This is a genomic window from Pseudomonas arvensis (assembly GCF_056688935.1).
Genome location: NZ_CP162038.1, coordinates 3,861,689 through 3,875,919, shown reverse-complemented (window position 1 = coordinate 3,875,919; position 14,231 = coordinate 3,861,689). Strand labels below are relative to the sequence as shown.

The following is a 14,231-nucleotide window of genomic DNA, read 5'->3' as shown; positions in this document are numbered from 1 at the left end:
ATGGGTTGCCAGGGCTAGAAGAACTTCACCAGCGCCATGGTCAGCTCAGTGGAGCGCGGCAAGTTGGCGCTGTGGTAGTAATCGACATTCATGTTGGCGGACAGGTAGAGCTCTTGTTGGGCAAACCCGGTGTAGGTCATGGAGGGACCAATCTTTCCCACCCGCGATGGTGCAAAGCTGGAGGCCGCACGGTTGTTGACGTGGTAGACGTGGTGCAGGCCCAGCCACAGATCGTCGCGTACCAGGTAGCCTGCGGCGATGTCGGCGAACCAGTAGCTGATGCCACCACGTAATTGGCGCGGATCGCCGTCACCCAGGTCGGTGGCGTTGCGATTGCGCGCGGCGTAATGCACGCCGACGGGAGTGAAGGTGGCGGCGAAGTTGCCCTGCCGCCAATAGTTGGCCACGCTGAAACTGACCGCGTAACGGTTGGCAAAGGCACCGTGGCCGGCGACATTGTCGTTGCCGTTGGGGAACTCGACCATCAGCGTCGGGTTGATCCAGAACGTCGTGTAGTCCGCCGCGCCGTAGGCACTGGTGGGTTCAAGCACGTTGTAGTAGTAGGCGAAACCGAGATTGGGGGAGGCAATTCCCCATGGGCTGGTGTTCTTCGCACTTTGGGTACTGGCGTAACCCGGTACGGCGCCGACCCAGAACTGCAATTGATCGCGGGTAGTGTCGGTAAAGCCGGTTTCGGAAAAGTACGCCAGCACCGTATTGCCTCCGGCACGTACAGTGCCGTCGACGTTGCGGTTGAACACGGGAAAGGTTTCCAAGGCCCAGCGCCCAGGTAACCCTGGCTGGCCAAAGCCAATGAACTGTTCGGCGTGGGCCGAAGGGCTGTTGCCCAACGCCAGGGCCAGCGAAACCACAGCGCCGCAGCGCGATAACGGATGTTGCAACATGACGGTTCCCTCTTATTGTTGTAGGTGAACGCATGGGAAGGCCGCCGCTTGGCGGCCGGTTTGATCAGGGCATGACGCCGTACACGGCGTAGGCGGTTGGCTCGTCGAGGTAGCCATTCTTCAGGTCGTCGCGCACGGCTGCGGGGTCACGTGCGGCCGGTGGCCCGTAGCCCCCGCCGGCACCGGTGCGTACGCGCACCAGGTCGCCCGCATTCAGAGGCACACCGCTGGCCATGGCGTAGCGTTCCGGCGGGTGGTCACCACGCAGGACTTCGACGTAGTTGGGCGTGCCGTCCAGACCCTCTTGCAGGCCCCACGGCGGCACAACCGAGCGGGTGTAACCGCAGGTCAGGAAGCTGCCGTCGGCCCGCACGCGGTAGTCGATGCAAATACCGCGACCGCCCCGGAACTGCCCATGTCCGCCCGGTTCGTCGTTCAGCGCCATGCGCTCCACGTACAGGCCATAGCGGGCCTCGCAGACCTCAACCGGGCAGTTGTAGGTTTCGCCGTGCAGCCCGGAATAAACCGCGTTGTTGCCATCGCGCCCGGGCTCTGCGCCCCAGCCACCGATCTCTGGCTCCACCAGGGTAAAGACGCGGCCGGTGTCCGGATGCCGACCGCCGATAATGGTGGCGCAGACCGAGGCGAAGTTGCCGGCGGGCAGGCGGTTGGGGAACTGCTGCGCCAGGCAGCGCAGGATCAGGTCATGCACGCGTATCAGGTTCTCGAAATAGAAGCCTTCAGCCGCCGGCGACTGGGCATCGAACAGCGAACCGGGACGCGTCAGCACGGTGAGCGGACGAAAGGTGCCGCCGTTGGTGATGCCCTGCGGTGCCGTCAGCGCCTTGAAGGCCATCTGCGCCGCCACTACGGTTCCGTCCCGGCTCAGGTTGGTCGGCCCTGCGCACTGGTCGGGGTTGTCGCGCAGGTCGATGGTCAGCGTGTGGTCATGGATCTGCACGGTAACCTTGAAGAGGCTGCCATCGTCCTGCGGTTCCTCCAGAAACAGGCAGGCATTGGGCAGCTCTATCAGGGCCTTGCGCGACACCTTTTCGCCCAAGTCCATGAAGTCCTGCATGGCCAGCAGGAACAGGTCCGTGCCGTATTTGGCGGTCAGCTCACGTAGGCGCAGGGCGCCGCCTCGTACTGCGGCCACACCCGCCCACAGGTCGCCCTCCATGAAGTCCGGCATGCGTGTATTCGCACGCAGGATCTGCAATACGGAGCGGATCGGTTGGCCGCGGCTGATCAGCTTGACCGAGCACAGGCGTAGACCTTCCTGGAAGATATCGGTGGCCTGGGTCGACAGTGACCCAGGCACCATGCCGCCGACATCGTTCCAGTGCGCAATGTTGGCGGTCCAGGCCACACGGCGTCCCTCGGCGAACACCGGCATGGCCAGCACCACATCATTGAGGTGGGTCACCGCGCCGCTGTGAGGGTCGTTGCAGATGAAGACATCGCCGTCCTGGATATCGTCGGGGCCGCTATGTTGGAGCAGTATCTGTTTGACCGCCTTGTCCAGCACGCCGACAAAGGCCGGGATGCCGGCCCCGGAACTGGCGATCTCACCGTTGGCGTCAGTGATGCCGGTGCCCATGTCCAGCACCTCATAGATCACCGGGCTCATTGCCGCTTTGCGCATGGCGGCGAACATCTCGTCGGCAATGGCTTGCAGCGAGTTCTGGATAATGTCGCGGGTGAAGATGTCGAGTGTATGCATGGTGATAATCCCCTCAGCCGTTGAGCGTGATGTGCAGGTTGCCGAGGCGGTCCACGAGCACGTGGTTGTGCGGGTGAACCACGACGGTGGTGCCGGCGTCCTCAATCACGGCGGGGCCGTCAAAGCACATCTGCGGCTCCAGCAGGGCGTAGTCATAAATGGCCGCTTCGTGGATGCCCTCCGTGGCATAGTCGACGAGGCGTCGGCCCTTGCGGGCGGCATCAATGGTGCGCCCGGTGATGGGCAGAGCCTGGGGGATCAGCTTGTCGATTTGGGCGACAGCGACCAGATGGAAACCGACAATCTCCAGCGGCGCTTCGAGGCGATAGGTGTAGTGCTGTTCATAAAGCGTGTGGAAGCGCTGTGCGATATGCAGCCAGTCACTGTCCAGGCATTCATCGAGGCCCAGCGGTACTTCCACCGAATGCTCCTGGTTCTGGTAACGCAGCTTGCAATGCACCTGAAGTTCGACCCGCTCCGGGGGCACCGCCTCGGCCGTGAACTGCTCGCGGGCGCTGGCCATCAGCTCCTCCAGGAACGCTTGGGTGTGCACAAGGGCCTGTGACTGTGTGGCGTCAACAAAGCGATTGATGAACAAATCACGACGCAGATCCGAAAGCGTCATGCCCCATGCCGAGAACACCGAGGCCCCACGGGGAACGATGACCTTTTTAACGCCCAGTTCCTGGGCCAGGGCCACTGCATGCAGCGCACCGCCGCCGCCAAAGGCCATCAGGGTCAGCTCGCGTGGGTCGTGGCCACGGCTCAATGACACCAGCTTCAAGGCGTTGACCATATTGTTGTTGGCCAGGCGTATCACGCCGCGTGCGATCTCATCGGCAGGCAGTTGCAGGCGTTCGCTCAGCGCGTTGAAGCCGTGGGCGACGGCCGTGAGGTCGGCGCTTACTTCGCCGCCGCAGAAGTACTGCGCATTGATACGGCCCAGCGCCAGATTGGCGTCGGTGGTGGTGATGTCGCTGCCGCCATGGCCATAGGCGGCCGGGCCGGGCACGGCGCCGGCGGACTGTGGGCCGACATGCAGTTTGTCGAAGGCGTCGACCCAGGCGATGGAACCGCCGCCATTGCCGATTTCCACCAGGTCCACCACCGGAACCATGATCGGGTAGCCGGCGTTGATTCGGTCGCGTTCGATCCAATAGTCCGTCTTGATCGCGACCTGGCCGTTACGGATCAGCGCGCATTTGGCCGTGGTGCCGCCGATGTCCAGCCCTAGCAGGTTGGGCTCGTCGATCAACCGGCCCAGTTCGGCCGCCGCCCAGAAACCACTGGCCGGCCCCGATTCGACCATGGTGATGGGGATATCGCGCGCATGGGCCACGCTGTCGACACCGCAATTGGACTGCATGATGTACAGAGGCGCCTGATAGCCCTCGCTGCGCAGGCCGGCTTCCAGCTCATCCAGGTAGCGCGCGGCGATCGGTTGCACATAGGCCGAGAGGGCCGTGGTGCTGGAGCGTTCGTATTCGCGCCATTCTCGGGTGATCTGGTGCGAGGCAACCACCGAGACCTCGGGCCATAAGCGTTTTACCTCGTTCAGCACCGCTTGTTCGTGGCTGGGATTGGCATAGGCATGCAGCAGGCAGATGGCAATGGCTTGAACACCATTGGCGCGCAAGCCCTCAATCATGGCCGGCAGTTCATCCAGCGCCAACGGCTCGCGTTCGCGCCCATCGGTGCACAGGCGTCCGGCAATCTCCAGGCGCAGGTAGCGCGGAACAAACGGTGCAGGCTTGACCCACTTCAAGTTGAAATAGTCGGGCCGGTTAGCGCGTGCGATTTCCAGGATGTCGCGAAACCCCCGGGTGGTAATCAGGGCGGTTTTGACCCCACGGCGTTCGGTCAAGGCGTTGATGACCACCGTGGTGCCGTGGGCGAGAAAGTCGACCTCCGACAGGGTCACCCGAGCCTTTCGGATCACGTTCAGAATGCCCTGGGCAAAATTCGGCGGGGTGGTATCCACCTTGGCGGTACGGATCGTCTGCTGACCGGTGACGGGGTCGTTCTCGAAATACACCAAGTCGGTGAAGGTGCCCCCCACATCGGTCGCGACGCGCACAGTCTTGCGGTTTGATTGCACAGTGCATCTCCTGAAGTTTGTTGTTCTTGTCAGGCACAGGAGATGACCGCCGTCGCGACCATCCTCTGCGGATGGTCACGATGCTAGGCAGTGCAGGGGGCGAGTTACCACGGGTGGGGCAGGTAGGGGACGAGCGATTGCCCGTTGCACCTACCCGGTTGGGTAGGCTGGCGGCTTAGAGCGAGGCGTCGAGATAGCCTTGGCGCAGTGCCGCACTGATTGCGGCTGTGCGGTTGTCCACCTCCAGCTTGGCGAACAGGTGCTTGAGGTGAAACTTCACGGTGTTTTCCGAGATGTCCAATGCGAGCGCGATGGCTTTGTTGGATTGACCGTGGGAGAGCAGGCTCAGTACCTGGCGTTCTTTTGCACTCAACACGCTGTGGGCGGGCATGGGATGCGCCCGCCAGCCACGCAACCGCTTGATCACCGAGGTGAGCATGGGCGGCGGCGCCGGATACTCCAACAACGCCGGCAGCAGGCAAGGCCCCACTTCCAGAAGCAACCCTGGCAGTCCATATTGGATGATCGGGGCCAGGGCCTGTGCGGTGTCCTTGGCATCAAGTGTTCGCACCTTGCTGCTGGCGGCCAAGGCCATCAACCTCAGGCGCCAGGCCGGCAGCAGTAGCCCTTTTGTCTCTAGCTCTGTCGCGGCACGTCGCAAGCGGGTCAGCGCCGCAGCCGAAAAACCGCTCTGCAACTGCATGCGAGCCAACACCAGCGTGGCGGCTTCTTGGCTACGCCAGTCTTGGGCACAGTTGGCGGTGCGCTCCAGATCCATCTGCAAGAGCGCTTGGCGCGCTGTCGGCAATTGTCCGCCTTGCACCCACGCATCGATACGCCAGGCCTGCACCAACCCTGATAGACGTGGCCATTGGCGGGCATTGGCCAACTGTTCCACATGGTTCAGTTCCAATAGCGCCGCGTGCAGGCCATGGCTACGCAAGCGTGTGCGCCAGGTGACTTCAGCCGTTACGGCGACAATATCCAGCCAGCCGTCGGCATGCTCCAGCGCGGCCCAGCCGTCCTCAAGCCAAGGCGGGGTCTGCGCCCATTCACCTTGCCAATACAGATGCCTGGCCTTGAAACAGCCCACCAGCGCCCGCAACGAACTTTCCTGGCCGAATTGCTGGGTGGCAAAGGTCAGGGCCTGCTCCAGCAACACACCGGCGGCGTCGACACGTCCAGCGAGTGCCAGGGCTTGCGCTTCGTGAATGCGGCAATAGTTTTCGCCGCGTGGGCTGGCAATGACGCGCATTTTGACGTGCGCGTCTCTGATGCTGCGCAGGCTCGCGTCCAGTTCTCCGCGCGTCAGGGCGGCCAGGGCAAGCACGCACTCCAGGGTCGCTTGTGCGAGTGTCTGGTCGAGTGGGGATGAGTGGGCGTGGACGGTCAGGGTTTTGGCATCAAGAGTGTCCAGACGATCCTGATAGGCTGCGGCGAGGGTCTGGATGACGTGAAGGTCGCGGGCTAATCGCGCGTTCCCGACGACCTTGCCGCTGGCGCGTTGCAACAATTGCGTCGACAGCGCGTGATCACCCAGCTTGGCGTGCAGATAGGCCTGGAGCAGCAGGAGATCGGGATGGTCGCTACATGTGGCGGCATCGAACTGTTGCAGCAAACTTTGGGCGTAGCGGATGCCATGGTGCAGCACAAGCTCCCACCCACCCGCGCTGACCACCAGGTTCACTGCCAAGGGGATGTCGTCAGCCTTGAGCGCATGGTGAACGGCCTGGCTCCAATCCCTCTGGCCCGCGAGCCAGTGTGCCGCCGCACGATGAATAGACTGGCGCTGCCGGCTGTTGACACGCAGACGCAGAAAGTCACGCAGAAGGGTGTGGTAGCGGAACCATTGGCGCTCCGGATCGAGCGGAATCAGCAGGGTGTCCAGGTGCGCAAGCTGGCGCAGCTGTTCGGCACTGTCATGACGACCACGCACCGCGTCTGCCAGGTCGGCATTGAAGCGTTGCAGCAGGCACGTCTGCAGCAGCAGTGATTGGCAGTCTTCGGACAGGCGGGTGAAGATGTGCGTGGTGAGGTAGTTGGCAACATCAGCCACACCACCGGAGAAGGCGCTCAAACCGTAAGTCGAGCCGTCATTACTCGTGCGCCATAAACGAGCCAGTTGCACCGCTACGGCCCAGCCTTCGGTGGCCTTGTGTATCTGGCACAAGGCAGTGGCGTCCAGATCAGCGCCGAGAATGTCGCGGGCTTCCTCAAGGGACAGGGTCAACGCCTGCGCACAGACTTCGTGTACCCAGCCCTTGGCTTTCCAGCGTGACAATGGCCAGTCTGGAGGTGTGCGGCTGGCCACCACCCAGTGCAGCCAAGGCGCCGCGTGCTCCAGCAAATGGCTCAAGAGGGCGCTTACCTCGGGACTGGCAGCGAGATGGTAGTCATCCAGAAACAGGGTGATTACACGGTTTTCCCGGGCAAGTGCCTGCAATAAAGCATTGAGTGTACGTCGGGGCTGCACGTCCAATGCCTGCGAGGCCGCAAGGTGGGGCAAGTGCGCCAGTTCAACGCCAGCCTGGTCCAAGGCCAGGATCAGGTAGGCAAGAAAGCGGTTGGGTTCGACATCAGCGTCATCCAACGACAGCCAAGCCGATACGGTATCGGGTGCTTGTTGCCGCAGTGCTGCATGCCATTGCATCAGCAGGGTGGTTTTGCCGTAGCCGGCTGGAGCCGTCAACAGCGTCAGGGGGACAAGCGCGTTCTCCTTCATGGAAGCCAGGAGCGCTTCTCGTGCAACAGACGTCGGCAGCACCTGCGGCGGCGTCAGCTTGCCCATCCAGTACCCTGCGCTTGATGAATGGGAGGGGGGCTTTTGAGTCATGGTAAGCGTCACTGGTGAAGAGGCTTTGGCGCTTTTGTAGCAGCAATCCTGGGGAGGCGTTGGTTAACTGTGTTACAGCCTTTGCATTCAGTGGGCGCCATTTTTTGTCGTAGGCGTTCATGGAGGGCGAGTGTCAGCATGCTGAGCTTATCGGTGTCCTGTGCGAGAACGGACACTTCGTTGGCCGCCCCAATTCTCTGGCCTGCCCTGAAGATGATCGAGGCTGTTTTCGATAAATTTCCTCACCCTGTCGAGCACGCCCCGAATGGCCAAACCCGCTTCTTCCACGCTGGACCGGGTCAAAGTGGGGCTGGATATACCCATAGGCTGAAAAATAAATGTCGAAGCCTGTCCCTTTTTCTCACCTCGCCTGTCATTGCAGGTAAGTGAACAAAATCGAGAGCTTCCTCCCATGTCCGCAGTCCTACCCTTGCGCTTGCGCCCGTTGCTCAAACTGAGCCTGATGCTGAGCCTCAGTGCCAGCCCGCTGTTCGTCCCCACCAGCTTTGCCGAAGACAGCGTTGCCCGCCGCAGCTACCAAGTGCCGGCCGGCAGCCTGAGCGCGGCGCTGACCCGTTTTGCCGGATTGTCGGGCGTCAACCTGTCGGTGGACCCGGCGCTGGTCAGCGGGCGCAGCAGCAGCGGTTTGTCCGGCGAGTACGGCGTGGAAGAGGGCTTCGCACGCTTGCTGCAAGGCTCCGGCCTGCAATTGCAACCCATGGGCGAACAGGCCTATATGCTGATGCCGGCGCCGGAGGGCAGCACCCTGGAACTGGCGCCGACCTCCATCCTGGGCACCACCGGCCTGTACGACGGCGACACCTACGCTGGTGGCCAAGTGGCGCGTCGTGGTTCCCAAGGGTTGCTGGGCACGCGGGACTTCATGGAAACGCCGTTCAGCATGACCACCTACACCGCCGATGCGGTGAAGAACCAGCAGGCGCGCACCCTCGGTGACCTGATCAACAGCGACCCGTCGGTACGCGCTACCAACCCGGCCGGTGGGCGTTACGAGCAGTTCACCATTCGCGGGTTCAGCCTGTTCAACAGTGATGTGTCGTACAACGGCCTCTACGGCGTGCTGCCGACCTACACCATCGACATGGAAATGGCCGACCGCGTCGACATCTTCAAAGGCCCGACCCAGTTGATCAACGGCATCTCGCCGCGTGGCAGTGTGGGCGGCGGGATCAACGTGGTGCCCAAGCGCGCCACCGACAAGGACATCACCTCGTTCACCGGCAGTTGGGCCTCGGATAGCCAGGCTGGCGGCGCGGTGGACGTGGGCCGGCGTTTTGGCGAGGACAACAAGTTCGGCCTGCGCTTCAACGGCGTGAAGCAGTCCGGCGATACTGAATGGGATCACCAGAGCGTCGACCGCGAGATGGCCGTGCTGGGCCTGGATTTCCGTGGCGAGCGCCTGCGCCTGTCCACCGACATCGGCCGCACCGAGCGTGACACCGATGCACCGCAAGAGCGTGTGCAGGTCGCCGCCGCCGCGCCGGTGCCAAGCGCCAACGATGTGCGCCGCAACTACGCGCAATCCTGGAGCAAGGCCCGCACCAAGGACACCTTCGGCACGGTGAATGCCGAATATGACCTGAGTGACTCGGTGATGCTTTACGGCGGTGTGGGCGCGCGTAAAAGTAATCACGAATTCCTGCGCCATGCAGTGTCGGTGAGCAATGCGGCCGGCGCGTTCACGGTATCGCCGCGGGATTTCACCCGCGATGAAAACGTGCGCACCGCCACGGCCGGCGTGCGCAACTGGTTCCATACCGGGCCGGTAAGCCATGAGGTCAACCTGGCACTCAGCGACTTCTATATGGACTTCACCAACGGTGGCGCGCGTTATGCCAACGCATCGAGCAATCTCTACAACCCGGTGCAAACCGCGACGCCGTCCGTGGCCACGCGTCAGGATGCGAAGGTCTACACCGAAAACCGCTTCAGCGGCGTGGCCCTCTCCGACACCTTGGGCTTCTTCGAAGACCGCCTGTTGCTGACCCTCGGTGCGCGCTGGCAGCGGGTAAAAGTTGACGACTGGAGCGATGGCGTCAAAGGCAAAACCAACTACGACGAAGAAAAGCTCTCGCCCTCCGGCGGCTTGCTGTTCAAGGCCACCGACAAACTGTCGCTGTACGCCAACTACATGGAAGGCCTGAGCCAGGGCAAGATCGCGCCGTCCACCTCGCGCAACGAAGACGAGATCTTCCCGCCGTTTGTCAGTCGCCAGGTGGAAGTGGGCGCCAAGTACGACGCCGGTGCCTTCGCCGTGACGGCCGCCGTGTTCCGCATCAAGCAACCGGCCTACGAGACCAACGCGACCACGCGGTTGTTCGGGCCTAACGGCAAGCGCGAGAACACCGGCGCCGAGCTGAGTGTATTCGGCGAACCGCTCAAGGGTGTGCGCCTGCTCGGCGGTGTGATGTACATCGACAGCAAACTCAAGGACACCACCAACGGCACCTGGGACGGCAACCGCGCTCCGGCCACGCCCAAGTACAACGTCAACGTGGGCGCCGAATGGGACGTGCCGATGCTTGAAGGCCTGACCCTGACCAGCCGTGGCATCCATTCCAGCTCGCAGTACCTGGACCAGTCCAACGTCAAGGAAATCGATGCCTGGAATCGCATCGACGTGGGTGCACGCTACGGGTTCAAGGTCGACGACAAACACATCACCCTGCGGGCCAATGTGGAGAACGTCGCCGACAAGCGCTACTGGAGTTCGGCGGGCGCATCGGATGACAGCGAGCCGGGCCTGACCTTGTCGACCCCGCGCACTTACCTGCTGTCGGCCACTGTCGACTTCTGATACCTGTGCATCCTGTGTGGGTTGATGCCTTTCCACCTGTAGCAAGCCCGCTTGCCACAGGTGGAAACCCATCAGTTAATGAGAATGTTTTTTGATCACGCTGCCCTGATATGGAATAGTACCCGCCGTTTTCCCCAGCCTGTCCAGCTGGGGTGTTTTAACGCCGAGGTAACTGTCATGCCAATGCTGCGCTCCATCCCGATCCTTGCCGCCTGCGTCCTGGCGTTCTCCTCCAGCGTATTGAACGCTGCCCCCATCGACCTCAACGACGGCCAGCACGCAGTGCATCTGCCCGATGCGCCCAAGCGCGTGGTGGTGCTGGAGTTCTCCTTTCTCGATAGCCTCGCCGCCGTTGACGTCACGCCGGTCGGCGCCGCCGATGATGGCGACGCCAACCGCGTGCTGCCCCGCGTGCGCCAGGCCATCGGCCAGTGGAAATCCGTGGGCCTGCGCTCGCAGCCGAGCATCGAGGAAATCGCCCGGCTCAAGCCGGACCTGATCGTCGCCGACCTCAATCGCCATCAAGCGCTGTACAGCGACTTGGCCAGCATCGCGCCGACCCTGCTGTTGCCGTCCCGTGGAGAAGACTACGAGGGCAGCCTCAAGTCCGCCGAGCTGATCGGCAAGGCGCTGGGCAAGAGCCCGCAGATGCAAGCGCGCATCGCCCAGAACCGCACGAACCTGAACAAGATTGCCCAGCAGATCCCCGCCGGTGCCAGTGTGCTGTTCGGCGTCGCCCGCGAAGACAGCTTTTCCGTGCACGGCCCGGACTCCTACGCCGGCAGCGTGCTCCAGGCCATTGGCCTGAAAGTGCCGTCGGTGCGCGCCAATGCCGCCCCTACCGAATTCGTCAGCCTGGAGCAACTGCTGGCGCTGGACCCGGGTTGGCTGCTGGTCGGCCATTACCGTCGCCCGAGCATCGTCGACAGCTGGAGCAAACAACCGCTGTGGCAAGTGCTCGGCGCCGTACGTAATCAACACGTGGCCGAAGTGGATGGCGACAGCTGGGCGCGCAACCGTGGGGTGCTGGCCTCGGAGCAGATCGCCGAAGACGCCCTGGCGATTCTCAAGGGCGGCAACGCCGTACTGAGCCAATAAGCATGGCGCGTAGTCTCGCGGCGGCGGGCATTGTGCTGCTCGGCGCGGTGCTGTTCTGGTTGTCGTTGTACAGCTGGTCGCCGTTCACCCTGACCGCGACGGATGCCTGGAATGGCTTGGTTCATCAAGGTGCTGTCGGCGGCAATATGGCCTATATCGTCGCCCAACTGCGTGTGCCCAGGGCGGTGTGCGCGGCGCTGGTCGGTGCCTGTCTGGGACTCGCCGGGGCATTGATGCAAGGCATCACCCGCAACCGCCTGGCCTCGCCGTCGTTATTCGGCGTGACGGCGGGCGCGGCGTTGGGGTTGGCGTTGTTCTCGACAGGTTTGGTCGCGCCGCCGTTTGCCGGTGGCGCCTTGCTGATGACCTGCCTGGGCGGTGCGCTGGCCTGGGTCACGGTGTTCAGTCTCGGTGGCGCCTGGTCGCCGACCACGGCCCAAGGCCGCCTGGTCTTGGCCGGTGTTGCGGTGGCCGCGTTGTGCGCTGCGTTGACCCGGCTCACGGTGATTCTGGTCGAGGCCCAAGCGCAAAGCGTATTGAACTGGCTGGCCGGCTCCCTCGCCAATGTGGGCGCGGCCCAGGTGCAACTGCTGTGGCCGTGCACCTTGATCGGCGGCCTGTGGGCACTGTGGTGCGCGCCACGCCTGAACCTGATCAACCTCGGCGAAGACGCCGCCCGCTCGTTGGGCGTGGGCATCGCCAGCCTGCGTTTGCAGGTGTTTGTCGCCAGCCTGTTGCTGGTGGGCGCCAGTGTCTGCGCGGTGGGGCCGATTGGTTTTGTCGGGTTGATTGCGCCGAACATTCTGCGTCAGTTTCTCGGTAACGACTACCGCTGGCTGATCCCGCTGAGTGCGGCGCTGGGCGCGGTGATCGTGCTCGGTGCCGACCTGCTCAGCCGCGCCGTGGCCTTTCCGGTGGAAACTCCGGCCGGTGTGGTCACCGCGTTGATCGGCGCACCGTTCTTTCTATTCCTTGCCAGGCGCGCCCTATGATTCGCCCCCGTTTTCGCCTGTGGTTGCTGCTCGGCCTGTTGCTGCTGGCGACCTTCGTCAGCCTCAGCGCCGGCACGCTGTGGCTCAAGCCTGTGACCGTCCTCGACCGCCTGCTGGCCCACGACGCCCTCGACTTCGAAGTGTGGAACCACCGCCTGCCGCGCAGCCTGATCGCGATCCTCGCCGGCGCCGCCTTTGGCTTGGCCGGGGCGATTGTGCAGGGCGTGATCCGCAACCCGCTGGCCTCGCCGGAAATCCTCGGCGTGACCCAAGGCGCCGGGCTGGCGCTGACCGTGGCGATCATCAGTTGGCCGCACTTGCCGGTTGCCTGGCTGCCGCTGGTGGCCTGCCTGGGCGGTGCCGGCGGCGCTTTGCTGCTGGCGCTGTACAACACTGGCGTGAGTTTTTCCGGGGTGCGTTTTGCGCTGTCCGGGGTGGCGATTGCGGTGACCTTGTCCAGCGTCACCGAGTTTCTGATCCTGTCCCACCCGCTGGACATCAACACCGCGCTGCTCGCCCTTACCGGCAGCCTGTGGAGCCGCAACTGGCACCATGTGGCGCTGGTGCTGCCGTTTGTGCTGCTGATTCCGCTGGGGCTGTGGCTGGCCAAACCGCTGAACCTGATCGCCCTCGGCGATGAAGCCGCCCACAGCCTCGGCACAGCGCTGAGCCGCACGCGCTGGCTGGCGATGGCCTGCGCGGTACTGCTCACCAGCCTGGGCGTGGGGGTGATCGGGCCGATTGGCTTTATCGGGCTGGTCGCACCGCACATGGCGCGACGGCTGGTGGGTGGGCATCACCAGTACCTGCTGCCGGCGGCGATGCTGATCGGTGCGCTTTTACTGGTGCTGGCCGATACGCTCGGGCGCACGTTGATCGCGCCCAGCGAAATCCCCGCCGGGGTACTTACAGCGGTGATTGGCGCACCGTATTTTCTTTGGTTGCTGGCACGGTTCAAGGGTTGATGACATGAGTATTCTCCAGGCCAGCCAGCTCGATATCGGCTACGGCGGCACACGTATCGTGCAGGGCCTTTCGTTTGCGCCACCGACGGGCAAAGTTACCGCGCTGATCGGGCCCAACGGCTGCGGCAAGTCCACCTTGCTCAAGGCCTTTGCGCGCATTCTCAAACCCACGCAGGGTGAACTGACCCTCGACGGCCAGGCGTACAGCGCCTTGTCCGCCCGCCAGTTGGCGCGGCAGATCGCGTTTCTGCCGCAGGTGTTGCCCGTGCCGGAAGGCGTCAGCGTGCGCCAGTTGGTTGCCTATGGCCGCAGTCCGCACAACTCGCTGTGGGGACGCCTCAGTGGCAGCGATCAAACCCAGGTCACCCAGGCCATGCAGCGCCTGGAACTGGACAACCTGGCCGACCGCGCCCTGGCGGACCTGTCCGGCGGCCAGCGCCAACGCGCATGGCTGGCCATGGTGCTGGCGCAGAACGCGCCGGTGGTATTGCTGGATGAACCGACGACCTACCTGGACATCAGCCATCAGGTCGAACTCATGGACCTGATGTGCGAATTGGCCGCTGAAGGCAAGACCGTGATCACCGTGCTTCACGACATCAATCAGGCCTGTCGTTATGCCGAGCATGTGGCGGTGATGCAGGGCGGCAGGCTGGTGGCCGCTGGCACGCCGGCGGCGGTGATCAATGCGCAGTTGATGCGTGAGGTGTTTGAGGTGCAGGTGCAGATCATCAATGAGCCGGTTTCCGGTACGCCGATGTGCGTCGTGGAAAAAAGCACCCGCACTCACGGCTGACGC

The 14,231-nt window shown here is 63.3% G+C and carries 9 protein-coding genes; 5 read left to right on the top strand and 4 right to left on the bottom strand.

All coding sequences use genetic code 11. The features are described from left to right. Positions 1 to 14: 14 nt before the first annotated feature. The 4 genes from AB3G88_RS17275 to AB3G88_RS17260 all read right to left on the bottom strand — a co-directional run bounded on the left by AB3G88_RS17275 (position 15) and on the right by AB3G88_RS17260 (position 7,514). On the bottom strand, positions 15 to 905 hold the full coding sequence (locus AB3G88_RS17275; RefSeq protein WP_480450912.1) for a hypothetical protein: 891 nt from the start codon (positions 903 to 905) through the stop codon (positions 15 to 17). A gap of 64 nt (positions 906 to 969) precedes the next feature. Beyond that, positions 970 to 2,628 carry a hydantoinase B/oxoprolinase family protein gene (locus AB3G88_RS17270; protein WP_112196096.1) on the bottom strand — a complete coding sequence of 553 codons (1,659 nt, stop codon included), beginning with the start codon at positions 2,626 to 2,628 and terminating at the stop codon, positions 970 to 972. Between the two features lie 13 nt (positions 2,629 to 2,641). Beyond that, positions 2,642 to 4,726, bottom strand: a complete 2,085-nt coding sequence (locus tag AB3G88_RS17265; protein ID WP_480450910.1) for a hydantoinase/oxoprolinase family protein — start codon at positions 4,724 to 4,726, stop codon at positions 2,642 to 2,644. 175 nt (positions 4,727 to 4,901) lie between these two features. Then, a complete protein-coding gene (locus AB3G88_RS17260) occupies positions 4,902 to 7,514 on the bottom strand; it encodes a winged helix-turn-helix domain-containing protein (RefSeq protein WP_480450908.1) in 2,613 nt (870 codons plus the stop codon). Positions 7,515 to 7,971: 457 nt separating this feature from the next. On the opposite strand from AB3G88_RS17260, the gene AB3G88_RS17255 reads away from it, so the two are divergent. The 5 genes from AB3G88_RS17255 (at position 7,972) to fecE (ending at position 14,228) form a co-directional block, all read left to right on the top strand. Further along, positions 7,972 to 10,377 carry a TonB-dependent siderophore receptor gene (locus AB3G88_RS17255; protein ID WP_480450906.1) on the top strand — a complete coding sequence of 802 codons (2,406 nt, stop codon included), beginning with the start codon at positions 7,972 to 7,974 and terminating at the stop codon, positions 10,375 to 10,377. 183 nt (positions 10,378 to 10,560) lie between these two features. Then, positions 10,561 to 11,475, top strand: coding sequence for a Fe(3+) dicitrate ABC transporter substrate-binding protein FecB (locus AB3G88_RS17250; protein ID WP_099586705.1), 915 nt, complete (start codon positions 10,561 to 10,563; stop codon positions 11,473 to 11,475). A gap of 2 nt (positions 11,476 to 11,477) precedes the next feature. After that, complete coding sequence (gene fecC, locus AB3G88_RS17245) at positions 11,478 to 12,467, top strand: iron-dicitrate ABC transporter permease FecC (protein ID WP_112196093.1); 990 nt, start codon at positions 11,478 to 11,480, stop codon at positions 12,465 to 12,467. After that, entirely contained in the window at positions 12,464 to 13,432 is a 969-nt protein-coding gene (locus AB3G88_RS17240) for an iron chelate uptake ABC transporter family permease subunit (RefSeq protein WP_480450903.1), read from the top strand. Before fecC ends, AB3G88_RS17240 begins: the two co-directional genes overlap by 4 nt. 4 nt (positions 13,433 to 13,436) lie before the next feature. After that, positions 13,437 to 14,228: a Fe(3+) dicitrate ABC transporter ATP-binding protein FecE gene (gene fecE / locus AB3G88_RS17235; protein ID WP_480450900.1), complete on the top strand. Its 792-nt coding sequence runs from the start codon at positions 13,437 to 13,439 to the stop codon at positions 14,226 to 14,228. Positions 14,229 to 14,231: the final 3 nt, after the last annotated feature.

What these genes read in the sequence shown, in the direction of transcription:
- AB3G88_RS17255 (WP_480450906.1), top strand. Translation starts at nt 7,972, where the DNA reads ATGTCCGCAGTCCTACCCTTGCGCTTGCGCCCGTTGCTCAAACTGAGC.
- fecE (WP_480450900.1), top strand. Translation starts at nt 13,437, where the DNA reads ATGAGTATTCTCCAGGCCAGCCAGCTCGATATCGGCTACGGCGGCACA.
- fecC (WP_112196093.1), top strand. Translation starts at nt 11,478, where the DNA reads ATGGCGCGTAGTCTCGCGGCGGCGGGCATTGTGCTGCTCGGCGCGGTG.
- AB3G88_RS17275 (WP_480450912.1), bottom strand. Translation starts at nt 905, where the DNA reads ATGTTGCAACATCCGTTATCGCGCTGCGGCGCTGTGGTTTCGCTGGCC.
- AB3G88_RS17270 (WP_112196096.1), bottom strand. Translation starts at nt 2,628, where the DNA reads ATGCATACACTCGACATCTTCACCCGCGACATTATCCAGAACTCGCTG.
- AB3G88_RS17250 (WP_099586705.1), top strand. Translation starts at nt 10,561, where the DNA reads ATGCTGCGCTCCATCCCGATCCTTGCCGCCTGCGTCCTGGCGTTCTCC.
- AB3G88_RS17260 (WP_480450908.1), bottom strand. Translation starts at nt 7,514, where the DNA reads ATGGGCAAGCTGACGCCGCCGCAGGTGCTGCCGACGTCTGTTGCACGA.
- AB3G88_RS17240 (WP_480450903.1), top strand. Translation starts at nt 12,464, where the DNA reads ATGATTCGCCCCCGTTTTCGCCTGTGGTTGCTGCTCGGCCTGTTGCTG.